This window comes from Nonomuraea sp. NPDC001636 (assembly GCF_040298265.1).
Taxonomy (GTDB): Bacteria; Actinomycetota; Actinomycetes; order Streptosporangiales; family Streptosporangiaceae; genus Nonomuraea.
Genome location: NZ_JBEOZT010000007.1, coordinates 207,490 through 227,824 on the forward strand (window position 1 = coordinate 207,490; position 20,335 = coordinate 227,824).

21 protein-coding genes are annotated in these 20,335 nt (G+C 73.3%); 12 read left to right on the forward strand and 9 right to left on the reverse strand.

Annotated features, from left to right (window positions below; translation table 11 throughout):
* Positions 1 to 66: 66 nt before the first annotated feature.
* Complete coding sequence (locus tag ABT158_RS16750; RefSeq protein ID WP_352354055.1) at positions 67 to 2,259, forward strand: SpoIIE family protein phosphatase; 2,193 nt, start codon at positions 67 to 69, stop codon at positions 2,257 to 2,259.
* Between the two features lie 16 nt (positions 2,260 to 2,275).
* Here ABT158_RS16750 and ABT158_RS16755 read toward each other — a convergent pair whose 3' ends face one another.
* Positions 2,276 to 2,983: an NADPH-dependent F420 reductase gene (locus ABT158_RS16755; protein ID WP_352354057.1), complete on the reverse strand. Its 708-nt coding sequence runs from the start codon at positions 2,981 to 2,983 to the stop codon at positions 2,276 to 2,278.
* A gap of 320 nt (positions 2,984 to 3,303) precedes the next feature.
* Between ABT158_RS16755 and ABT158_RS16760 the strand changes: the two genes are divergently transcribed.
* Positions 3,304 to 3,819, forward strand: a complete 516-nt coding sequence (locus ABT158_RS16760; RefSeq protein WP_352354059.1) for a carboxymuconolactone decarboxylase family protein — start codon at positions 3,304 to 3,306, stop codon at positions 3,817 to 3,819.
* Between the two features lie 34 nt (positions 3,820 to 3,853).
* On the opposite strand, the gene ABT158_RS16765 is transcribed toward ABT158_RS16760, so the two are convergent.
* The gene (locus tag ABT158_RS16765; protein WP_352354061.1) at positions 3,854 to 4,246 is read right to left on the reverse strand and encodes a nuclear transport factor 2 family protein; all 393 of its coding nucleotides are present in this window, start codon (positions 4,244 to 4,246) and stop codon (positions 3,854 to 3,856) included.
* Between the two features lie 139 nt (positions 4,247 to 4,385).
* On the opposite strand from ABT158_RS16765, the gene ABT158_RS16770 reads away from it, so the two are divergent.
* Both ABT158_RS16770 and ABT158_RS16775 read left to right on the forward strand, forming a co-directional pair.
* A complete protein-coding gene (locus ABT158_RS16770; RefSeq protein ID WP_352354063.1) occupies positions 4,386 to 4,958 on the forward strand; it encodes a carboxymuconolactone decarboxylase family protein in 573 nt (190 codons plus the stop codon).
* The gene (locus ABT158_RS16775; RefSeq protein WP_352354065.1) at positions 4,958 to 6,493 is read left to right on the forward strand and encodes an NAD(P)-binding domain-containing protein; all 1,536 of its coding nucleotides are present in this window, start codon (positions 4,958 to 4,960) and stop codon (positions 6,491 to 6,493) included. The genes ABT158_RS16770 and ABT158_RS16775 overlap by 1 nt, the downstream gene beginning before the upstream one ends.
* A 36-nt stretch (positions 6,494 to 6,529) precedes the next feature.
* Here the strand turns inward: ABT158_RS16775 and ABT158_RS16780 are convergent, their stop codons facing one another.
* Positions 6,530 to 7,672, reverse strand: coding sequence for a carboxylate-amine ligase (locus ABT158_RS16780; RefSeq protein ID WP_352354067.1), 1,143 nt, complete (start codon positions 7,670 to 7,672; stop codon positions 6,530 to 6,532).
* A 186-nt stretch (positions 7,673 to 7,858) separates the two neighbouring features.
* Here ABT158_RS16780 and ABT158_RS16785 point away from each other — a divergent pair, with 186 nt between their 5' ends.
* Entirely contained in the window at positions 7,859 to 9,115 is a 1,257-nt protein-coding gene (locus ABT158_RS16785) for a cytochrome P450 (RefSeq protein WP_352354069.1), read from the forward strand.
* 24 nt (positions 9,116 to 9,139) lie between these two features.
* Here the strand turns inward: ABT158_RS16785 and ABT158_RS16790 are convergent, their stop codons facing one another.
* Positions 9,140 to 9,991: a DUF72 domain-containing protein gene (locus ABT158_RS16790; RefSeq protein WP_352354071.1), complete on the reverse strand. Its 852-nt coding sequence runs from the start codon at positions 9,989 to 9,991 to the stop codon at positions 9,140 to 9,142.
* Positions 9,992 to 10,069: 78 nt separating this feature from the next.
* Between ABT158_RS16790 and ABT158_RS16795 the strand changes: the two genes are divergently transcribed.
* Positions 10,070 to 10,927 carry an NAD(+)/NADH kinase gene (locus ABT158_RS16795; protein ID WP_352354073.1) on the forward strand — a complete coding sequence of 286 codons (858 nt, stop codon included), beginning with the start codon at positions 10,070 to 10,072 and terminating at the stop codon, positions 10,925 to 10,927.
* A 6-nt stretch (positions 10,928 to 10,933) separates the two neighbouring features.
* Here ABT158_RS16795 and ABT158_RS16800 read toward each other — a convergent pair whose 3' ends face one another.
* Complete coding sequence (locus ABT158_RS16800; RefSeq protein ID WP_352354075.1) at positions 10,934 to 12,247, reverse strand: YibE/F family protein; 1,314 nt, start codon at positions 12,245 to 12,247, stop codon at positions 10,934 to 10,936.
* Between the two features lie 70 nt (positions 12,248 to 12,317).
* Between ABT158_RS16800 and ABT158_RS16805 the strand changes: the two genes are divergently transcribed.
* Positions 12,318 to 13,031, forward strand: a complete 714-nt coding sequence (locus ABT158_RS16805) for a DUF72 domain-containing protein (protein WP_352354077.1) — start codon at positions 12,318 to 12,320, stop codon at positions 13,029 to 13,031.
* On the forward strand, positions 13,031 to 14,002 hold the full coding sequence (locus ABT158_RS16810) for a magnesium transporter CorA family protein (protein ID WP_352354079.1): 972 nt from the start codon (positions 13,031 to 13,033) through the stop codon (positions 14,000 to 14,002). The genes ABT158_RS16805 and ABT158_RS16810 overlap by 1 nt, the downstream gene beginning before the upstream one ends.
* Positions 14,003 to 14,018: 16 nt before the next feature.
* Here ABT158_RS16810 and thrS read toward each other — a convergent pair whose 3' ends face one another.
* On the reverse strand, positions 14,019 to 15,194 hold the full coding sequence (thrS, locus tag ABT158_RS16815; protein ID WP_352354081.1) for a threonine--tRNA ligase: 1,176 nt from the start codon (positions 15,192 to 15,194) through the stop codon (positions 14,019 to 14,021).
* 196 nt (positions 15,195 to 15,390) lie between these two features.
* On the opposite strand from thrS, the gene ABT158_RS16820 reads away from it, so the two are divergent.
* Entirely contained in the window at positions 15,391 to 16,365 is a 975-nt protein-coding gene (locus ABT158_RS16820; RefSeq protein WP_352328875.1) for a helix-turn-helix transcriptional regulator, read from the forward strand.
* On the opposite strand, the gene ABT158_RS16825 is transcribed toward ABT158_RS16820, so the two are convergent.
* Positions 16,319 to 16,819 carry an ATP-binding protein gene (locus ABT158_RS16825; protein ID WP_352354083.1) on the reverse strand — a complete coding sequence of 167 codons (501 nt, stop codon included), beginning with the start codon at positions 16,817 to 16,819 and terminating at the stop codon, positions 16,319 to 16,321. The genes ABT158_RS16820 and ABT158_RS16825 overlap by 47 nt on opposite strands.
* A 206-nt stretch (positions 16,820 to 17,025) precedes the next feature.
* Here ABT158_RS16825 and ABT158_RS16830 point away from each other — a divergent pair, with 206 nt between their 5' ends.
* The 3 genes from ABT158_RS16830 (at position 17,026) to ABT158_RS16840 (ending at position 18,935) form a co-directional block, all read left to right on the forward strand.
* Entirely contained in the window at positions 17,026 to 17,493 is a 468-nt protein-coding gene (locus ABT158_RS16830; protein ID WP_352354085.1) for an adenylyltransferase/cytidyltransferase family protein, read from the forward strand.
* A gap of 70 nt (positions 17,494 to 17,563) precedes the next feature.
* Positions 17,564 to 18,148, forward strand: coding sequence for a hypothetical protein (locus ABT158_RS16835; RefSeq protein WP_352354087.1), 585 nt, complete (start codon positions 17,564 to 17,566; stop codon positions 18,146 to 18,148).
* Between the two features lie 40 nt (positions 18,149 to 18,188).
* Positions 18,189 to 18,935 (forward strand): DUF427 domain-containing protein, encoded by a 747-nt coding sequence (locus ABT158_RS16840; RefSeq protein ID WP_352354089.1) that lies wholly within the window; start codon positions 18,189 to 18,191, stop codon positions 18,933 to 18,935.
* A 24-nt stretch (positions 18,936 to 18,959) separates the two neighbouring features.
* Here ABT158_RS16840 and ABT158_RS16845 read toward each other — a convergent pair whose 3' ends face one another.
* Both ABT158_RS16845 and ABT158_RS16850 read right to left on the reverse strand, forming a co-directional pair.
* The gene (locus ABT158_RS16845; protein ID WP_352354091.1) at positions 18,960 to 19,559 is read right to left on the reverse strand and encodes a TIGR03086 family metal-binding protein; all 600 of its coding nucleotides are present in this window, start codon (positions 19,557 to 19,559) and stop codon (positions 18,960 to 18,962) included.
* Between the two features lie 53 nt (positions 19,560 to 19,612).
* The gene (locus tag ABT158_RS16850; RefSeq protein ID WP_352354093.1) at positions 19,613 to 20,266 is read right to left on the reverse strand and encodes a TetR/AcrR family transcriptional regulator; all 654 of its coding nucleotides are present in this window, start codon (positions 20,264 to 20,266) and stop codon (positions 19,613 to 19,615) included.
* Between the last annotated feature and the right edge of the window lie 69 nt (positions 20,267 to 20,335).

A 20,335-nucleotide genomic window follows, 5' to 3' on the forward strand; every position in this document is an offset into this window, starting at 1 on the left:
AACACTTTGCCCATCCATTACGGACAGTGCATATTCCCGTACAGGGAGCTTGCATAGCCTGATTTCATGGGAGATATCCCCCACGCGCCGCCACCACCTCCCGGCCCGGCGGCCGACAACGGCGGCCCGGCCGACAACGGCGCCCCGGCCCACGACGAGGCGCGCGCGCCCGACGGTGACCTGGCGGGCGATGCGCACGTCGACAGGCTGCTGCTCGGCGCGGCCACCGCCACGCAGGCGCACGTGTGCGTGTTCTTCCTCCTGGCCGAGGACGGCCGCGTGCTGATGATGGAGGCCGAGTCGGGGCTTCCCGAGCCCTTCTCGCGCTCATGGGTCCTGATCAGATCCACCGACCAGTCGCCGATCGCGGAGGCGGTGCGGCAGCGGCGGCTGGTGTGGGTGCCCGACCGGGAGGCCATGGCCCGCGAGTTCCCGCTCGTGGCGCTCGCCTTCCCCTACGGGTTCGCGCTGGCCGTCGCGCCCCTGGTCGACCGCGACGGCGAGGTGAGGGGGGCCATGATGCTGCTCTGGCCGCCCGCCCCGGCCCGCCGTCCCGCCCGGCACCAGCTCGACGTCCTGACCGCCACCTGCGCCGACCTGGCGGAGATCGTCCCGAGGCGGAACCGGCCGGTGCCGCCGGGGCACCAGCCGCGCGTGCTGACCAGAGAGCTGCCCGGCGGCGAGGACCTGCTGCTGACCTGCCTCAACCGGCTGCCCGAGGGCTACTGCATGCTCGACGTCGAGGGGCGGCTCACCCTGGTCACCGCCCCCGCCGAGGAGCTGCTGCAGGCCGAGGCGGACGAGCTGACCGGCAAGCGCCCCTGGGACGCCCTGCCCTGGCTGGGCGAGCCCGCCTACGAGGACCGCTACCGCGCCGCGGTGGTCAGCCAGGAGGTCACCTACTTCACCACCCGCAACCCGGGCGGCCAGTGGCTGGCCTTCCACCTCTATCCGGGCCTGGCCGGCGTCACCATGCGGGTCACGCCGAGCACGATGGCCCGCGACCCGCGTCCGGTCATGCCCGACCAGCTCGTCGCCGCCGACCGGCCGCCGCGTCTGGTCGCGCTGCACGAGATGCTGCACCTGGCCACCACCCTGGCGCGGGCCGTCACCGCCCAGGAGGTGCTCAACCTGGTCGCCGACCACGTGATGCCCGCCTACCACGTGCAGGCCCTGGCCATCCTCACCTCCAGGGGCGGGCGCATGCAGGTGGCCGCCTCGCGCGGGTACAGCGAGAAGGCGATCGAGGAGTACGACGGCCAGCCCCTGCTGCACCTGTCGCCCGGCCACCCGCTGGCCGCCGGCGCACCGGCCTTCTTCGGCACCTGGGCCGAGCTGCGCGCGACGTACCCGGAGGCGATCAGGTCGGACGACATGTCGGCCTGGGCGTTCCTGCCGCTGACGGCCGGCGGGCGGACGGCCGGCATGTGCATCCTGGCCTACGACCGTCCGCACCGCTTCACCACCGACGAGCGGGCCAGCCTGACGGCCCTCAGCGGGCTCATCGCCCAGGCGTTCGAGCGGGCTCGCCTCTACGACGTCAAGCACCAGTTCGCGCAGTCGCTGCAGTCGAGCCTGCTGCCGCGCACCCTGCCCGGCATCCCCGGGCTGGAGGTGGTCGCCCGCTACCTGCCCGCCACGCCCGGCATGGACATCGGCGGCGACTTCTACGATCTGATCCGGCTGGAGGAGAAGGTGGCCGCCGCCGTCATCGGCGACGTCCAGGGGCACGACGTCACCGCCGCCGCGCTGATGGGCCAGGTGCGTACGGCCATCCACGCCCACGCGAGCGCGGGCGCCAACCCCGGCGAGGTGCTCGCGCACACCAACCGCCTGCTGAACGAGCTGGCCCCGGACCGGTTCACGAGCTGCCTGTTCATCAGCGTCGACCTGGGGCGGAGCACGGCGTGCGTGGCCAGCGCGGGCCACCTGCCGGCGCTGCTGCGCCGGCCCGGCGAGCCCGCCCAGGTGGTGGAGTCCGCTCCCGGGCTGCTGCTCGGCATCGAACCCGGCACCGAGTACGCCACCACCCAGCTCGCGCTGCCGCCCGGCTCGGTGCTGGCCCTCTACACCGACGGGCTCATCGAGGTGCCGGGACACGACCTCGGCGAGGCCATCGGCGGCCTGGCCGCCGGGTTCGCCCCCGCGCCGGACCAGCCGCTCACCGACGTGGCCGAGAACATGATCGCGGCCGCGGCGGCCGTCGAGCACCGCGCCGACGACATCGCCATGCTGCTCCTCCGCACCGCCCCAGCCTGATCTGTGCCGGTGGCGGTCAGGCGCGCCACTCCGGGGTGCGTTCCTGGCGGGCCTGGGCCAGGGCCTCCCTGACGCCCTCGGCGTCCTTGTCGGTGGTGTAGACGGGGCTGCCGGGCTGCTGCCGCCACGACTCGTCGAGCCCGCCGGCGTCCACGGGGTCGAAGCCGAGCGCGTCCACCAGACCCATCACGATCTTCTTGCCGCGCTCGTCGTCGGCGGCCACGGGCAGGGCGATGCGTCCGGGGGTGCCGGAGGGGCGGCCGCCGTGGGCGAGGTGGTCGGCGAAGATGTTGTTGAACGCCTTCACCACCGGATGGCCGAGCTGCTGCTCGACCCACCGGCTCTCCGGCATCCCGGCCTCGATCTCGTCGATCCGGCCGTCGCGCTGAGGGTAGTAGTTGCCGGTGTCCACGACGGTCAGGCCGCCGGTGACGTCGTCGAACAGGTCGTCGGGCAGCTCGGGCACCTTGCCCTGGGGGATGGTGACCACGACCAGGTCGGCTCCCTGGGGCGCCTCCTCGACGGTCACCGGGGTCGCGCCGGTCTCGGCGGCCAGGTCGGTGAGCGTCTGGGGGCCCCGGGAGTTGGCCACCGCCACCTCGTGCCCCAGCTCGGTCAGGCGCCGGGTGAGCGTGCCGCCGATGTTCCCCGCGCCGATGATGCCGATCTTCATGCTCCGCCCCCGGTTGTGCGCCTCAGCTACTGCTCGCCAGGATATCGTCACAATGCGTTATGGCTGGTCGGAGGCCGTGTCGGCGCGCCGGACGGCGCCCGAACCCGATTCCGGGCGGATGGTTCCAGCGGCGCCGCTGGCATCAAGTGGTCACCGGCACGCAACTTCCTGGTCGTTCCGCGGCGGAATCTGCGCACGACGAACCCGCACACTAGACCCCATAGGCAGGCAAACGGACGTTGGAGGACCGAATGGGAAATTCAGCATTACGTTCCGTCTCACGCGACGCTGAGCGGCGTGAATTCGTCAATCACGCGGGCGGGACGCTTCCGCATATCCAGCTGGTGTCCGACGAGCCGGGAATTCGGGGGTTGTTCCGTTACCGTCCGGAGGCGGCCGAACCGCTGACCCTGCTCTCCGAGGTGCTGCTGTGCGGGGACAGCCCGCTGACCCGGGGCGAGCGGGAACTGATCGCGGCGTACGTGTCCTCGCTCAACCGGTGCCGGTTCTGCTTCCACACCCACGCGGCCTTCGCCGCCGTCCGCGTGCCGGACGGCATGACGCTGGTCGACGAGACCTGCGCCGACCCGGCGGCGGCCCCTCTGTCCGGCAAGCTCAAGGCGCTGCTGGCCATCGCCGGGGCGGTGCAGCGCGGCGGCCGGGAGGTCACCGACGAGCACGTGCGCGCGGCCAGGGCCGAGGGCGCCACGGACCTGGAGATCCACGACACGGTGCTGATCGCGGCGGCCTTCTGCATGTACAACCGGTACGTGGACGGCCTGGCCACGCTGGCCACCGACGACCCCGCCCACTACGCCGACAGGGCCCGTCTGACCAGCGGATACGTGAAGGTGTGGAACGACGAGGCGCTGGACGAGGCCGGCTGAGCGGCCCCGTCCGGCGTGGTCCCGCAGGGCCTGATCAGCCGAAGAACTCGTCCACCGAATAGGGGTCGAGCGGGAAGCTCCAGCGCTCGCTGATCTTCCCGTCGGTGATCCGGAACAACTGCATGCCGCGGTCGTCGAGCGAGCGGCCGTCGCGCTCACCGCGGATGCGCAGGACGGCGGCGACCTGGTCGCCGCCGACGAGGTAGGACTCCGGCTCCAGGCGCAGCGTGCCGGTGGTGGACTGCAGCAGTTCGGCGAGGTAGCCGAGCACGGCTTCCTTGCCGGAGTAGTCGCGGGCCATCGGTCCGCGGCCGGGGACGTGGAAGATCACGTCGTCGGCGAGCAGCCGGCGAAGGTCCTCCAGGTCGCCCTTGGCAATGGCGTCGTAGGTGTTGCCGGCAACGGTGATGTGGGGATGCTCATCCATGACGACCGCCAGTCACAAACGGGGTTTAGGTGGCGTCCGTGACATTACGCGCGTCAGTTGCAGGAGACAAGAAGGAGGCGCATTTAACGAGATCTTGCGCAATTTGCCAGAGTGTGCAGACTAGGAGAAAACCGCATCGATGGGAGCTTGCGTGCCCCATATTGCCCTCGATTCCGACGAACCCGGAATCCGCGGACTTTTCCAGTTCAGCCCAGAGACGGCCGCCCCGATGAACGCGCTGGCCGAGGTCCTCCTGCGTGGCGACAGCACACTGAGCCGCGGCGAGCGGGAGCTGATCGCGGCCTACGTGTCGGGGCTCAACGAGTGCCGGTTCTGCACGGCCTCGCACGCCGCGTTCGCCGCCGCCCAGCTCCCCGAGGGCATGGCGCTGGTGGACCAGGTCCGCGCCGACCCCGGCACGGCGCCCGTCACGCCCAAGCTGCGCGCCCTGCTCGCCATCGCCGCCGCCGTGCAGCGCAGCGGCCGTGACGTCACCGACAAGCTGGTGGCCGCGGCCAGGGCGGAGGGGGCCACCGACAAGGAACTGCACCACACCGTGCTGATCGCGGCCGCGTTCTGCATGTTCAACCGGTACGTCGACGGCCTGGGCACCTTCGCCCCCGACGACCCCGCCGGGTACGACCTGGCCGCGCAGCGCATCCTGACGCACGGCTACACGACCGTCCCACCGGCGGCGGGGCAGCAGGACTGATGGACGCGGAACACCACCGGTTCGTGATCATCGGCGCCGGACCCGGCGGGCTGCAGCTCAGCTACTTCCTGCAGCGCGCCGGGGCCGACTACGTCACCCTGGAACGCGAGGACGCGCCCGGCGGCTTCTTCCGCAGCTACCCGCGCCACCGCCGGCTCATCTCGCTGAACAAGGTGCACACCGGCGAGAAGGAGCGCGAGATCCAGCTCCGCTGGGACTGGAACTCCCTGCTCAACGACGAGCCCGACCTGATGTTCCCGAACTACTCGCGCGAGTACTTCCCGCACGCCGACGACCTGGTCCGCTACCTGGCCGACTTCCAGCGCGTCCACGGGCTGCGGGTGCGGTACTCGACGGCCGTCGAGCGCGTCGAGAAGGACGGCGCGGGCTTCGTCGTCCACACCGGTGACCGGGTTCTCCGGGCCGAGTGCCTGATCGTCGCCACCGGGTGGGGCGGTCCGCACATCCCCGACATCCCGGGCATCGAGCTGGCCACCGGCTACGAGGACGTCCCCGTCAACGGCGAGGACTTCGCCGACCGGCGCGTCCTGGTCATCGGCAAGGGCAATTCGGCGTTCGAGACCGCCCAGGCGCTGCTCCCGTACGCCGCGGTCATCCACCTGGCCAGCCCCAGCCCCGTCCGCCTGGCCTGGACGAGCAAGCACCCCGGCCACGTCCGCGGCCAGTACGGCGCCTTCCTGGACAGCTACTGGTTCAAGACCCTGCACGGCGTCCTGGAGTGCACCGTCGACCGCCTCTGGCGTGAGGACGGCGGGATCAGGGCCGCGATCACCTACACGCTGGCCGACGGCGAGCAGGCGGTGCTCGACTACGACGCCGTCCTGCGCTGCACGGGTTTCACCATGGACACCGGCCTGTTCGGCGACTCCTGCCGGCCCGCGCTCACCCCCGGCGGCCGGATGCCGGCGATCCGCCCCGACTTCCAGTCGGCCGACGTCGACGGCCTCTACTTCGCCGGCACCCTCATGCAGGCCCGCGACTTCAAACGGGCCTCCTCGGCGTTCATCGACGGCTTCCGCTACAACCTGCGCTCCCTGACCGCCCTGCTGCTCGAACGCTACGAGGGCCGGCCGCTGCCGGTGCGCGAGCTGCCCGCCGACGCCGACGTGCTCACCGGGTCGATGCTCGACCGGGTCAACCACAGCTCGGCGCTGTGGACCCAGTTCGAGTACCTGTCCGACGCGTACGTGCTCGGCCCGGACGGCGTCGTGCGCCACTACGAGGACCTGCCGGAGGACTACGCCCGGGAACGCTTCGCCGCCGCCGGGCTGTGCCTCACGCTGACCCTGCGCTGGGGGCCGCGCGACCGGGCCGACGTGTTCGCCATCCAGCGCCACCCCACGCCCGAGCGGGCCGACGAGTGCGCCTTCCTGCATCCCGTCGTCCGGGCCTGGCGGCACGGCGAGCCGGTCGCCGAGCAGCACCTCCTGGAGGACCTCCAGGCCCGCTGGCGCGACCCCGTACGCCACGTCGAGCCGCTGCGCGCGTTCCTGGCCGCCCGGCTCCAGCCGTAGAAGCCGACCGGCTCCAGTCGTAGGAGCCGACCGGCTTCAGTCGTGAGAGGAGAAGCGGGCCACGAGATCGTCGACCACGTCGGCGAGCGCCCCGCGCCGGGCGTGCGCGGCCCGCTGGCGCTCGGCGCCGCCGCCGTTCCCGCGCAGCAGCCGCCACCCCTGCTCGGCCGCCTCCCGGTCGCCGGCCGCGGCCAGCGCGGGCCCGACGTGCTCCAGCAGCCGCGCCACCAGCTCGGCGACCGGCCGCGCCGCCCCCGTGAACGGATCGACGCCGGACCCGCCCAGCCCGTCCCTGGCGGCCCGCCAGTAGGCCACGCGCAGCAGCTCGGCGGGCACCTCGGGGCCAGGATCGCCGTCCAGCACCCGGTGCAGCGACGTGGTGACCAGCGCCCGCACCACCAGCGCCAGGAACACCGACTCGCGCGTGGAGGCGGGCACGTCGGCCACCCGCACCTCCACCGTGGGCAGCCGGGCCGACGGGCGCACGTCCCAGAACAGCGTCCCGGGGTCGACCAGCGCGCCGCTGTCGGTCAGCGCCGCGACCGTGCGCTCGAAGTGCTCCAGCGACCCGAAGTACGGCGGCGGCCCGGCCACCGGCCACTTGCCCCAGGCCAGCACCCGCCAGCCCGCGTAACCGGTGTCGCGGCCGGCCCAGAAGGGCGAGTTGGCCATGAGCGCGAGCAGCACCGGCAGCCACGGGCGCACGTGGTTGCACACCAGCACGGCCTGCTCCCGGTCGGGCACGTGGATGTGCACGTGACCGGCGCAGATGGCCTGCTCGTCGTGCAGGGCGCGGTAGTTGTCGATGCCGACGCCGTACCGGGGGTGCTCGGTGATCGGCGGCGGGACGACGTCGCCGATCACCGGCGTGCCGGAGGCGACCACGGCCAGCCCCTCGGCGCGTGCGGCGGCGGCCACGACCTCGCGCATCCGCCGCAGCTCCGACTCCAGCTCGGCCCGGCTCGCGCAGGGCGCCGTCTTGGCCTCCACCTGGAACTGCGTGATCTCCGTGCAGACCCGGTCGCCCAGCCCGGCCGCGGCGCGCCCGACGACGGCCGCCGCCCCGGGGGCCACGGCGCGGGTGGCCGGATCGACGATCAGGTACTCCTCCTCGACGCCCATCAGGCGGGCGGTCACGCCGCCGGAGGTCTGCCGTAACGACTCGGCGGTAGCCGTCATGTGCGCTCCACTCCACTGCTCGACTCGACTGCGGGGGACACTGCGGGGACACTGCGGGGGACGCCGCGGGGACGCCGCCATCCGATCTTGCCCTGCCGGTGGCCGCCGCAGGGCCGAATGGCGCACACGCGCCGGGGGAATGGCTCTCCTGGCCGCATCACCCCCGCATCCAGAGGAGGGCCCGCCGTGACCGCGACCATGTCCGTGGAGGAGGCCGGGCACGTGTTCGCCACGCCCGCCGCGTACGCCGACGAGACCCGGCTGCACGAGGCCCTGGCGCTGCTGCGCCGCGAGTCCCCGGTGCACCGCGTGGAGGTGCCCGGCTACAACCCCTTCTGGGCCGTCACCCGGCACGCCGACCTGCTGGAGATCGAGCGGAACAACGCCCTGTGGCTGAGCGCCCCGCGCCCGGTGCTGCGCAGCGCGGAGATCGACGCCCGGCTGGCCGAGCAGCGGGCCCGCGGCACCGGCCTGAAGACGCTCGTCCACATGGACGACCCCGAGCACCGCGTCGTGCGGGCCGTCGCCGCCGACTGGTTCCGGCCCAGGGCCATGCGCGCCCTGGAGGTCCGCGTCCGCGACCTGGCCCGCCGCTACGTCGACCGGATGACCGCCCACGGCGGCTCCTGCGACTTCGCCCGGCAGGTCGCCGTGCACTACCCGCTCTACGTCATCCTGTCGCTGCTGGGCCTGCCCGAGTCGGACTTCCCGCGCATGCTGCGGCTCACCCAGGAGCTGTTCGGCCAGGACGACAGCGACAACCGGCGCGGCGGCACCGCCCAGGACCACACCGCCGTGCTGGCCGACCTGCTGGACTACTTCCGCGAGCTGACCGCCGCGCGCCGGGCCAGGCCCACCGGCGACCTCGCCTCGGAGATCGCCAACGCCCGCGTGGACGGCCGCCCGCTGAGCGACCTGGACGCCGCCTCCTACTACGTCATCATCGCCACCGCCGGGCACGACACCACCAGCTCCACCATCGCCGGCGGCCTGGAGGCGCTCATCCGGCACCCCGGCGAGCTGCGGCGGCTGCGCCGGGACCCCGGGCTGCTGCCGCTGGCGGCCGAGGAGATGATCCGGTGGGTGAGCCCGGTGAAGGAGTTCATGCGCACCGCCGCCGCCGACACCGCCGTACGCGGCACGCCGGTCAGGCGGGGGGAGTCGGTGCTGCTGTCGTACCCGTCGGCCAACCGGGACGAGGAGGTGTTCGCCGAGCCGTTCCGCTTCGACGCCGGCCGCGACCCCAACCGGCACCTGGCCTTCGGCTCCGGCGTGCACTTCTGCCTCGGGGCAGCGCTCGCCCGCATGGAGATCCGGGCGCTGTTCGCCGAGCTGCTGCCCCGGCTGGAGAGCGTGGAGTTCGACGGCGAGCCCGCCTGGGTGGCCACCACGTTCGTGGGCGGGATCAAGCACCTGCCGATCCGTTACACGCTGCGCGCGTGAGGCCGCCCGCGCGGCCGGGGGTGGTCAGAACAGCGTGGGGGGCTCGGCGGGCATCGGCTCGGGCAGCGGGCGCAGCTCCGGCACCCGGGCGCGCACCTCGTCGTGGAAGCGGCGGGCGAGCATCGGCGCGTCGGCGTTGTCGGGCGTGTGGACGAACACGGTGGGGGAGCGGCCCTCGCGCAGCCACCCGGCGACCGTGTCCACCCACTCCCGCCAGCCCTCGACCGTGGCCTCGACGGAGTCGCGGCCCAGGTAGCGGACGATCGGGTGGCCGGTGAGCGCGCGGGTGCGGCGCGGCACGCGCGGCTTCCTGGTCCACGCGTCGCGCTCGGCGTCGCTGGTGGGCGGGGTGCGGAACAGCGTCACCGTGTCGAACGGCACCCATTCGGCGCCGGCGGCGGCCAGCACCCGTTCGAGCTGCCCGGCCTGGCGGGCGTCGTCGAAGAAGGCGCGGTGGCGGACCTCCACGGCGTAGCGGTGGGAGCGGGGCAGGCGGTGCAGGAAGGCCGCCAGCGTGCCGAGGTCGGCGGGGCCGAAGCCGGGCGGCAACTGCACCCACAGGGCGTGCGCGCGCGGCCCGAGCGGCTCGACGGCGTCGAGGAAGGCGTGCAGCTCCTGCTCGGCGCCGGTCAGCCGGTGGTGGTGGGTGATGGTCTTGGGCAGCTTGACCACGAAGCGGAAGTCGGGGTCGAGCTGCCGGGCCCACGACTCCACCGTGGCGCGGGCGGGGGTGGCGTAGAACGTGGTGTTGCCCTCGACCGCGTCGCACCAGGTGGCGTAGGCGCGCAGGCGCTCTCCCGGCGGGAGCGGATGGGGCAGGAACCGTCCGTTCCACGGTGTGTGCGTCCACATCGCGCATCCCACATGAAGCCGCATGTCTCCGACGTTAGCGGAGCCGCCGGGTGCCCGGGGCCGCCGCGGATGTCCGGGAACGCCACCGTTTAGGCTGGTCGCATGGGCATGGTCGGGACGGTCGGGCTGGTGCTGCATCCCCAGCGCGACTCCAAGAAGGCGATCGACACGATCCTGCGCTGGGCCGCGGACAAGGGGGCCACCGTCCTCGGGCTGCCCGAGGAGGTCGGGCGCATCGACTGCAGCGCGGTGCCGGTGGACGCGGCCGACCTGGTCGAGCGGGCCGACCTGCTGGTGGGGCTCGGCGGCGACGGCACGATGTTGCGGACCATGCGGCTGCTGGCCGGCCGGCCCACGCCCATCCTGGGGGTGAACCTGGGCAAGCTCGGCTTCCTGGCCGAGATCGACGTGGACGAGCTGGCCGGCACGCTGTCGGCCATCGACCGCCACGAGTACACGATCGAGCCGCGGATGGCGATCAGGAGCGTGGTCGCGGGGGTCGCGGTGACGGCGTTCAACGACATCGCGCTGGTCCGCATCCCCGGCGAGGGGCTGGCCGCGGTGTCGGTCACCCCGTCGGGCAGCCCGTTCGTGAGCCTGTCCGCGGACGCCGTGATCGTGGCCACCTCCACCGGCTCCACCGCGTACAGCTTCTCGGCCGGCGGGCCGATCGTCTCGCCCCGCGTGGAGGCCATCCTCGTGGTGCCCGCCGCCGCCCACTCCTCCTTCAACCGGGCCCTGGTGCTGCCCGCCGACGAGGAGGTGACGCTGGAGGTGCTGCCCACGAGCGGCCGGCTCGCCGTCGAGGTGGACGGACGGGTGGTCGGCCACCTGTGCCCCGGCGACACCGTCACGGTCACGGCCTGGCCGGGGGCGGCCAAGGTGGTCCGCGTCGGCACCACCTTCTACGAGCGCGCCCGCCGCAAGCTGCGGGTGGACGGCAGCGCCGAGGTCGGCTGATCCCGCTCAGCGGCGGTGCCGGGCGGGCCTGGTGAGCGGCCCGCCGGCCCGCACGGGCCTGGTGGACGGCTCGTCCTCCGGCAGCTGCGCGGGCCGCGCGCCGCGGGCGGCGACCAGGGCCGACAGCGCGGTCGTGATCGGCACGGCGGCGATCAGCCCGAGCGTGCCCACCACGCTGCGGACGATCTCCTGGGTCACGACCGGCGTGGTCAGCACATCGCCGAGCGGCTGCGCGCCGATGCTGAACAGCAGCAGCAGCGGCAGCGACGCCCCCGCGTACGCCAGGATGATCGTGTTGATCACCGAGGCGATGTGGGCCCGTCCGACGCGACCCGCGGCACGGTACAGGCGGGCGAAGCCGTAGGAGGGGTTGGCCGCGGCCAGCTCGCCCACCGTCACCGCCTGGGTGACGGTGACGTCGTCGAGCACGCCGAGCGCCCCGATGATGATGCTGGCCAGCAGCAGCCCCTCGGTGTCGATGGACAGGCTCATGCCCAGGGTCAGGGCGGTGTCGTCGGTGACGCCGTTGAGCCGGGCCAGGCCGAGCGCCCCGTACGACAGCAGCCCGGTGAGCGCGAGGCTGGCCAGCGTGCCCAGCACCGCCATCGACGTGGTCAGGGAGAAGCCGTGGGTGAGGTAGAGCACCGTCAGCATGATCGCGGCCGAGCCGACGACGGCGACCAGCATCGGCGGCTCGCCCGCCAGGACGGCCGGGATGACGAACGTCAGCAGCAGCCCGAACGTCACCGCCAGCCCCACCAGCGCCGTCACCCCGCGCCACCGCCCGAACGCGATGACCGCCAGCGCGAACGCGCCGCCCAGCAGCCACAACGTCGTGGACCGGTCGTGGTCGGAGAGCTGGTAGTCGCCGTCGGCGGCGCGCAGCAGCAGCACGTCGTCGCCCGCCGTGAACCGCTGGGCCCCCGGCCCGCCCGGCAGCCGCAGCGTGACGTCGCGGCCGGTGTCGGGCCCCGAGCCGACCCGCACGGTGGCGTTGCCGCAGGTGGCCGGGTCGGGCACCGGCATGCCCTCCTGGACGGCCGGGCAGCGCCTGAGCGTGACCGAGGCGATCGTGCCCTCGACCCGCTCGACCGCCGGCCCCTCCCGCCCGTCCTGGCCGTCCGGCGCCGCCTGCCCCGCGGGCCAGAGCCACACCAGGCAGGCCAGCGTCGCCAGGGCCAGCGGCACCAGCACGGCCAGGCTCGCCACGACCGCGCCGCGCGACGACGGCGCGGCGGCCACGCCGTGGGAGTGGCCATGACCGTGCGAATGGCCGTGCGAATGGCCGTGGGAATGGCCGTGGAAATGATCGGCGCCCATCGCGTGCAGGATCCTCCTAGGCTTCCGGGACTGCGACAGTAACGCACCCGGCCCGGGGTAGGAGCCGGGTGTGGCGACGCTGGTGGGCACCTCCGGATGGCAGTACAAGGACTGGCGCGGCGTGCTGTACCCCGAGGGGGTCCCGCAGCGGTTGTGGCTGGAGACGTACGCGGCCGAGTTCCCCACGGTCGAGAGCAACAACGCCTTCTACCGCCTGCCGTCGCCGGAGACGTTCGCCGCCTGGCGGGAGCGCACGCCCGACGGGTTCGTGATGGCGGTCAAGGCCAGCCGCTACCTCACCCACATCAAGCGGCTGACCGGGCCCGAGGAGCCGGTCGCCCGGCTGATGGCGGCCGCCGGGGCGCTCAAGGAGAAGCTGGGCCCGGTCCTGCTGCAACTGCCGCCCACGCTGCGCGCCGACCCCGCCCTGCTGGACCGCTGCCTGGGCTGCTTCCCCGGCGGCGTGCGGGTGGCGGTGGAGCCGCGGCACGACTCCTGGTGGACCGGCGAGGTGCGCGAGGTGCTGCTCGCGCGGGGGGCCGCGCTGTGCTGGGCCGACCGGCTCGGCCGGCCGCTGACGCCGCTGTGGCGCACCGCCGACTGGGGGTACGTGCGGCTGCACGAGGGCCTGGCCGCCCCCCGGCCGTCCTACGGCGCGGCGGCGCTGAAGAGCTGGGCGAGGAGGGTGGAGCAGGCCGGATGGCGGGACGTCCACGTCTACTTCAACAACGATCCGGGGGGAGCGGCCGTGCGCGATGCCCGGCGATTTGCCAGACTCGCCTGATGCGTACGCGTCTGTACAGGAACGGCGTCCTCGAAAAGGAGGGCTTCCCGGTCGAGGAGGTCTCCGACCACGTCGGCGACCCCGAGGCCGTCGTCTGGTTCGATCTCTGCTCGCCCACCCCCGAGCAGCTCAACCAGGTCGGCGAGGAGCTCGGCCTGCACGAACTGGCCGTCGAGGACGTCCTCAGCGACCACCAGCGCCCCAAGGTGGACGTCTACGACAACCACCTGTTCATCACCGTGTACGGCATCCACCTGGACGAGGGCCGCCTCGTCCCCGTCGAGGTGAACGCCTTCGTCACCCCCAACGCCCTGGTGACCGTGCGGGAGAACGCCTGCTTCGACATCGACGAGGTGGTCAGGCGCTGGGACGCGACCTCCCGCCTGGCCGGGCACGGCGTCTCCTTCCTGCTGCACGGCCTGCTCGACTACGTCGTGGACAGCCAGTTCGACCTGGTCCAGGACCTCGACGCGCGGGCCGAGGCCATGGAGGAGTCGCTGTTCGACGACGCGCCGCCCCGCGACGGCAGGCAGCTCCAGCGCGCCATGTACGTGCTGCGCAAGGACACCGCCAGGCTGCGCAAGATCTCCATGCCGATGCGGGAGGTGCTCGGCACCTTACTCCGCCGCGACCAGGAGATCGTCGCCGACCTGGTGATGGCCCCCTACTACGAGGACGTCTACGACCACGTCCAGCGGGTCGCCGAGTGGGTGGAGGCGATCCGCGACATGCTCGCCAACGTCCGCGAGACCCGGCTGGCCCAGCAGGGCTTCCGCCTCAACGAGATCATGAAGCGGGTGACGAGCTGGGCCGCCATCATCGCGGTGCCCACCGCCATCACCGGCTTCTACGGCCAGAACGTGCCCTACCCCGGCTCCGGGGACATCTCGGGCTTCTGGGTGTCGTCGGTGCTGGTGGCGGTGGCGTCCGTGGTGCTGTACGCGGTCTTCAAGAAGAAGGACTGGCTCTGAACGCCGGTGACGGACGTCACAAGCGCGGCCGGCACTCCGCGGCCAGCCGCTCGACCGGCACCGGGCCCGCCTGGCCGCCATCCCGCAGCCGGACGGACGGCACGCCGTCCGGGACCTCCCGCGGCCCCACCACGAGCTGGTACGGCACCAGCCGGTGCGCCCTGATCCTGGCCCCGAGGCTGCCCCGGTCCGCGGGCGCCAGCTCGGCCCGCAGCCCGGCGGCCACCGCCCGCCGCAGCAGGTCCTCGGCCGCCGGGAGCTCGGCGTCCGACAGCGGCAGCACGACCGCCTGCACGGGCGCCAGCCACGCCGGGAACGCGCCGCCGTGCACCTCGATCAGGTGCGCGACCAGGCGCTCGATCCCGCCGACCACGCTGCGGTGCACCATGACGGGACGCCGCCCGCCCGCGTACGACAGGTCGAAGCGCTCGGGCTGGTACAGATCCACCTGGACGGTCGACAGGGTGCTCTCGCGGCCCGCCGGGTCGGCGATCTGGATGTCGATCTTCGGGCCGTAGAAGGCGCCCTCGCCGCGTTCCTCGTCGTAGGCGCGGCCGCGTGCCTGCAGCACCTCGCGCAGCACGGCCTCCGAGCGCGCCCACATCGCGGGGTCGTCCACGAACTTGCCGCCCTCGCCACGCAGTGAGAGCCGGTAGCGGGCGGCCCGGATGCCGAGCTGGGCGTGCGCGGCCTCGATCAGGTCCAGCGCGGCCGACACCTCGGCCGCCGCCTGCTCCGGCGCGCAGAACACGTGGCCGTCGTTGAGCTGGATGGCCCGCACCCTGGTCAGGCCGCCGAGCACGCCCGACAGCTCCGAGCGGTACATGCCGCCGAGCTCGGCCACGCGCAGCGGCAGCTCCCGGTGGCTGCGCCCGCGCGAGCGGTAGATCAGCGCGTGGTGCGGGCACAGGCTGGGCCGCAGCACGAACTCCTCGCCGCCCACGTTCATGGGTGGGAACATGTCCTCGGCGTAGTGCGCCCAGTGGCCCGACCGTTCGTACAGCTCGCGTTTGCCGAGCACGGGGGAGTTGACGTGCACGTAGCCGTGGCGGCGTTCGAGCTCGTGGACGTAGTCCTCCACGGCCTTGCGCACGGCGGCCCCGGCGGGCAGCCAGTAGGGCAGGCCGGAGCCGATCAGCGGGTCGGTGCCGAAGATCTCCAGCTCGCGGCCGAGCCTGCGGTGGTCGTTCATGATCGTCCTTTGCGGTGAAAGGGCGAACGACCAGCTCCCGGGCGCCCGCCCGGGATGCGTGGAATCAGCGCGCCGGGACCGTGTCCGGCGTCGTCGTGACGAGAGCGCGCTGCATGCCTGCCACCGTAGCACCGCGGCGGCCGTGAAGAAAATCTTCAAGAGCAGGGCAAGGAATGGCAAATGATATAAAAGATCCGTGGCTGAGATCACCTTGAGCGTCCGCCAGTTGCAGGCGTTCGCCGAGGTCGGCTACCAGGTCGCGGGCGGTGGCGGCGCGCACGCGGCGATGGCGGCGCTGCGCCAGGTGGTCCCGCTCGACGCCTACGAGTTCGTCGCCTTCGACCCCGCCACCGGCCGGCACCACAGCGTCGTCTCCGACGGCCACCGCCGCATCGACCGCGACGCCGCCGAGGAGTACGCCGCGCTCGACGCCTGCCGCGAGGCCATCGCCGGGCGGCGGCCGGTGCCCATGCCGCAGCCGGGCACCGAACGCTACTTCCGCCGCCACCTGGCCCCCTACGGATGGCGGGCCGGGCTGACCGCGCCGCTGTTCCTCGCCGACGGCGGCCGCTACACCGGCCTGCTGCACCTGGCCGCCAAAGACGCCTTCCCGCTGCTGGCCGGCGCCCTGGTCGCCGCCGTGAGCCCGATGCTCGCGCACGTCACCGACCTGACCCGGTGCGTGATCGACCCCGCCGGGCTGCCGCCCGACTTCCGCGCGGTCGCCTTCGACCGGCTCGGCGAGCGCCGCGCGGTGCCCGGCCACGAGGTCTCCCGCGAGCTGTGGGACGACCCCGCCATGGCGGCCTTCGCGCGCGCGTTCATCGACTCGCGCGAGCTGAGCCGGCGCGGCCTGTGGCTCGACGGCGGCGGCCGCTGGCACGAGGTGCGGCTGCTGCGGGCCGGCGTCGGCTACCAGGGCTCGCTGCAGGGCGCGGTCGCCGCCGAACGGCCCTGCCCGCTGCCCTACGACCTGACCGGCCGCGAGGTCGACGTGCTCACCCGGGTCGCGGCCGGCGACTCCAACCCGCAGATCGCGGCCTGCCTGGTGCTGAGCGTCCGGACGGTGACCACCCACCTGGAGCACATCTTCGCCAAGCTGGGCTGCGACAGCCGGACCAGGCTCACCACGAAGGCGCTGGCCGAAGGGTTGTGCCGGCTCGACCTGTGACGCACGGCTCCTGCCCGCCGGGCCCGCGGGCCTGCGTCAGCTCGAACCAGACGGTCGTCGAGCCCCCCTCGCGGACGAACCCCCACCGGTGGCTGAGCGCCTCGATCAGCGGCAGCCCCCGGCCGCTGGTCGCCTGCGGAGCGGTCCGGCACACGCACGGCGGGCCGTCCGCGCCGCCGTCGGCCACGCACACCCGGACCGTGGTGTCCGAGCTGAGCACCGACACCGTGAACGAGCCGCCGTCCCCGGACCTGGTGTGCAGGATCGCGTTCGTGGCCAGCTCGCTGGTGAGCAGCACCACGTCGTCGTGGAAGGGATGATCGCGGCCGAGCGCGTCCGTCACGAGCCCCCTGGCCCGCGAGACCTGGGACGCGACCCCCGGAAGCCGGACCGCGAGGTCGCGGAACCCGGGCGTCTCACCCCCGCCGGCATGGTCTGAGTCCCTCGGCGCCACGGCGACCTCCCCCGAATCAGGTGACGTCATGAGACGCGCGGGCAGGGGGCGAGAGATTATCGCGAAAAGGTAGGAATGCTCTTTCCAAGGTCGCCTGCACGACCTGCCGCGGCGACCGAGTACGCTGCGATCGACGAGTCGTCTAGGCCCGTGGGGGAGCAAAGCGTGCACAGCAGCCTACTCGCCCGGCCGTCGGAGGAGGTCGCGTGAGCAGCCTGGAGGCCGTCTGGGTGGAGCCGTACGACCGGCCCGGGGCGGCCGTCGTGACCGGCGTCTTCGACATCCTGCACGTCGGCCACGTGCGCTACCTGGGCGCCGTGGCCGCCCGCGGGCTGCCCCTGGTGGTCGGCGTGGAGGACGACCCGCGCGTGCGGGCGTGGAAGGGGCCCAGCCGGCCGTTCAACCCGGCGGCGGAGCGGGCCGAGGTGCTGGCCGCGCTGCGCTGCGTGGCCGGCGTCTTCGTGGTGGCCGGGCCACCCGAGGCCCACGGCCCCGAGGACTACATCGACCTGCTCGCGCCGATGCGGCCGGGCGCGCTGGCCCACACGGCCGGCGACCCGCACGCGGGCGCCCGGGCCACGGCGGCGGCCATCCTGGGCGCCGAGTGCTGGGAGATGGCGGCCATCCCCGACCGTTCCACGACCCGCATCGTGAACGCCGCCGGCAAGGGCTGACCGGGCGGCCCGGAGCGGCCGGGGCGTCGCTGAAACGGGCAGCGGCCATGATCGCGTAATCTTTCATGCCATGATGGCCGACCTGGTGGCGAAGCGGGTGACGAACCTGCTGGCACCGCAAGTGCTGGTGATCGTCATGCCGCCCGCCGTGGGCCTGCTCGCCCAGGGATGGGCCGGCGCGGCCTGGGGGCTGGTGGCCTCGGCGTTCTGCGGCGGCGTGCCGGCGGCGGTGATCGCGCTCGGCGTGCGCTCGGGGCGGCTCGACTCCCACCACATCGTCGACCGGGCCCGCCGCACCGGCCCGCTGCTGGCCGCCGTGGCCGCCGTGCTGGCCGCGCTCGCGCTGCTGGTCGTGCTGGGCGCGCCGCGGCTGCTGGTGGCCACCGTGACCGCGATGCTGGTCGCCCTGGCGGTGACCGTGCCGATCACCACCCGCTGGAAGATCTCCTTCCACGCCGCCGTCTCGGCGGGCACGGTGGTGGTGCTGGCGCACGTGCTGCCCGCCGTGCCGGTGGCGATCGCCGGCGCGGCCGTGGTGGCGCTGGTGTGCTGGGCCAGGGTCCGGCTCGCCCATCACACGTGGGCGCAGGTCGCGGCGGGCGCGGTCACCGGCACGCTCACCACGTGGGTGACGCTGGCCCTGTTCGGGGTCTGAAGGCCGGAATAGCCCCGCCGCCACGCGGGTTGGCCGGGACATGGATGCCACGAACCGGGGCCGGGTCCGCGTCGAGCGGTCGGCCAAGCGCGTGCGGACCTACCTGGGCGGCCGGCCGATCGCCGACACGACCCGGGCCCTGCTGGTGTGGGAAGGCCCCTTCTACCCCACCTACTACTTCCCCCTCCAGGACGTCGAGCAGGCGGCGCTCAAGCCGACCGGCGCGTCCAGGCACTCCCCGAGCAGGGGCGACGCCGCCGTCCACACGGTCACCTCGGGCGCCGCGCAGGCCCCGGAGGCGGCGCTGGTCTACGGCGACGACTCGCCGCTGGAGGAGATCCGCGGGCACGTGCGCTTCGACTGGGACGCCATGGACGCCTGGTTCGAGGAGGACGAAGAGGTCTACGTGCACGTCCGCGACCCGTACACGCGGGTGGACATCCTGCCGAGCTCGCGGCACATCCGGGTGGAGGTCGACGGCGTCACCGTGGCCGACTCGCGCAACGCCCGCATCCTGTTCGAGACCGGCCTGCCGGCCCGCTACTACCTGCCGAAGACCGACGTGCGGCTCGACCTGCTGGAGCACACCGACACCGCCACCCACTGCCCGTACAAGGGCACGGCGGAGTACTGGTCGGTCAACGGGAAGAAGGACCTGGCCTGGTCCTACCGCACGCCGCTGCCGGAGAGCGAGCGCGTGGCGGGGCTGATCGCCTTCTACAACGAGAAGCTGGACATCTTCGTCGACGGCGAGCGCGAGGAGCGTCCGCAGACCAAGTTCTCCTGACCGAGGCCTCGCGCCCGGCCGGCCTCAGGTGGCCGGCGACCAGTGGGGGTCGCGGCCGAGGTAGCGCAGCAGGGCGGCGACCTCGTCGCCGGAGGCGTCGTCCGGGAGCGCCGGGGCGTAGGCGCCCCACGGGCGCAGCGGGTCGGCGATCTGCCGGGCGACCTCCAGCAGCGGCCCGGCCAGCTCCGGCGTCAGCGGCGAGGGCTGGCCGGTGGCCACGGCGATGTCCCAGGCGTGCACGGCCGCGTCGAGCGCGCACGCCGTCGAGCCCGCCCACGGCGACATCTTGTTCGGCGGCACCGGCGTGGGCACCTCGGCGGCGTCGCGGTCGACCGCGGCCCACGCCCTGGCCGAGCGGGTCAGCGCGTCCTCAAGCTCGGCCGCCGGGTCGGCGCCCGGCTCGGCGGGCGGGTCGAACGGGTTGAACGCCGGCCCGGCCTCGCCCGTGAGCGTGGCGGCGAAGCCGATCTGGTCGCCCACCGCGTGCTTGAAGACCTTGGTGACGCTCCACTCGGAGCACGGGGTCGGCAGGTGCCAGCCGCCGGCCGGGATGCCGCTGACGGCCTTGCGCAGCGCCTCGTGCGAGGCGTCCAGAACGTCCCAGCCGCTGATGATGTCGCCCATGTGGAGCTCCTTTCGAGATGACCCATAGTAGCAGAACGGAATAGTTTGTTCCACTAGTCTGCGACGGCCTGTGCGAGACCGTCGATCAGCAGGTCCAGGGCCTGGTCGAAGTCGGCGGCCGGATCGACGCCGCCGCGCGTCCAGTGGAGCAGCCTGGCGAAGTGCGGCAGGCTGCCCGGGTCGAGGGCGCGGATGTAGACGCCCACCTGCTCCTCGCCGGCGTGCCGGCCGGGGGCGCCGCCGAAGCCGCCGGTGGACAGCAGCAGGGTGCCGAACAGCAGGCCGTTCACGGCGGTCAGCGCCCGCCAGACGCCCAGGTCGTCGAAGCCCGCCGCGTACAGCGTGCCGACCAGGCCGTCGAGGGTGCGCAGGGCGTGCGGCGAGGTCGGGTTGGACCGGTCGGTCGCCAGTGCCAGCGGGACCACCGGATGACGGCTGAACGCCCGGTGCATGTTGCGCGCCGTCGCGCGCAGCTGCTCCTGCCACGGCAGCTCCGGGTCGGGCGGCTCCACCTCGCGGAACACCAGCTCCACGATGCCGTCGACCAGGTCGGCCTTGTTCGAGACGTGGTTGTAGAGCGACATCGCCTCCACGCCCAGCACCTTGGCCAGCCGGCGCATCGACAGGCCGTCGAGGCCCTCGTTGTCGGCCAGCTCCAGGGCTGCGGCCAGCACTTTGTCCCGGTTCAGCGGCTCGCGCCGTGCCATCGGCTCTCCCTTCGCGCTTGACAGAGCTTACGGTGTACGTGCTCTACTTACGACGTAAGCATACGGCGT

Coding starts and splice junctions, on each gene's coding strand:
- ABT158_RS16850 (WP_352354093.1), bottom strand. CDS start 20,266: ATGGCACGGCGCGAGCCGCTGAACCGGGACAAAGTGCTGGCCGCAGCC.
- ABT158_RS16750 (WP_352354055.1), top strand. CDS start 67: ATGGGAGATATCCCCCACGCGCCGCCACCACCTCCCGGCCCGGCGGCC.
- ABT158_RS16845 (WP_352354091.1), bottom strand. CDS start 19,559: ATGGGCGACATCATCAGCGGCTGGGACGTTCTGGACGCCTCGCACGAG.
- ABT158_RS16795 (WP_352354073.1), top strand. CDS start 10,070: ATGGGCATGGTCGGGACGGTCGGGCTGGTGCTGCATCCCCAGCGCGAC.
- ABT158_RS16800 (WP_352354075.1), bottom strand. CDS start 12,247: ATGGGCGCCGATCATTTCCACGGCCATTCCCACGGCCATTCGCACGGC.
- ABT158_RS16810 (WP_352354079.1), top strand. CDS start 13,031: ATGCGTACGCGTCTGTACAGGAACGGCGTCCTCGAAAAGGAGGGCTTC.
- ABT158_RS16765 (WP_352354061.1), bottom strand. CDS start 4,246: ATGGATGAGCATCCCCACATCACCGTTGCCGGCAACACCTACGACGCC.
- thrS (WP_352354081.1), bottom strand. CDS start 15,194: ATGAACGACCACCGCAGGCTCGGCCGCGAGCTGGAGATCTTCGGCACC.
- ABT158_RS16770 (WP_352354063.1), top strand. CDS start 4,386: ATGGGAGCTTGCGTGCCCCATATTGCCCTCGATTCCGACGAACCCGGA.
- ABT158_RS16790 (WP_352354071.1), bottom strand. CDS start 9,991: ATGCGGCTTCATGTGGGATGCGCGATGTGGACGCACACACCGTGGAAC.
- ABT158_RS16835 (WP_352354087.1), top strand. CDS start 17,564: ATGATGGCCGACCTGGTGGCGAAGCGGGTGACGAACCTGCTGGCACCG.
- ABT158_RS16840 (WP_352354089.1), top strand. CDS start 18,189: ATGGATGCCACGAACCGGGGCCGGGTCCGCGTCGAGCGGTCGGCCAAG.
- ABT158_RS16780 (WP_352354067.1), bottom strand. CDS start 7,672: ATGACGGCTACCGCCGAGTCGTTACGGCAGACCTCCGGCGGCGTGACC.
- ABT158_RS16775 (WP_352354065.1), top strand. CDS start 4,958: ATGGACGCGGAACACCACCGGTTCGTGATCATCGGCGCCGGACCCGGC.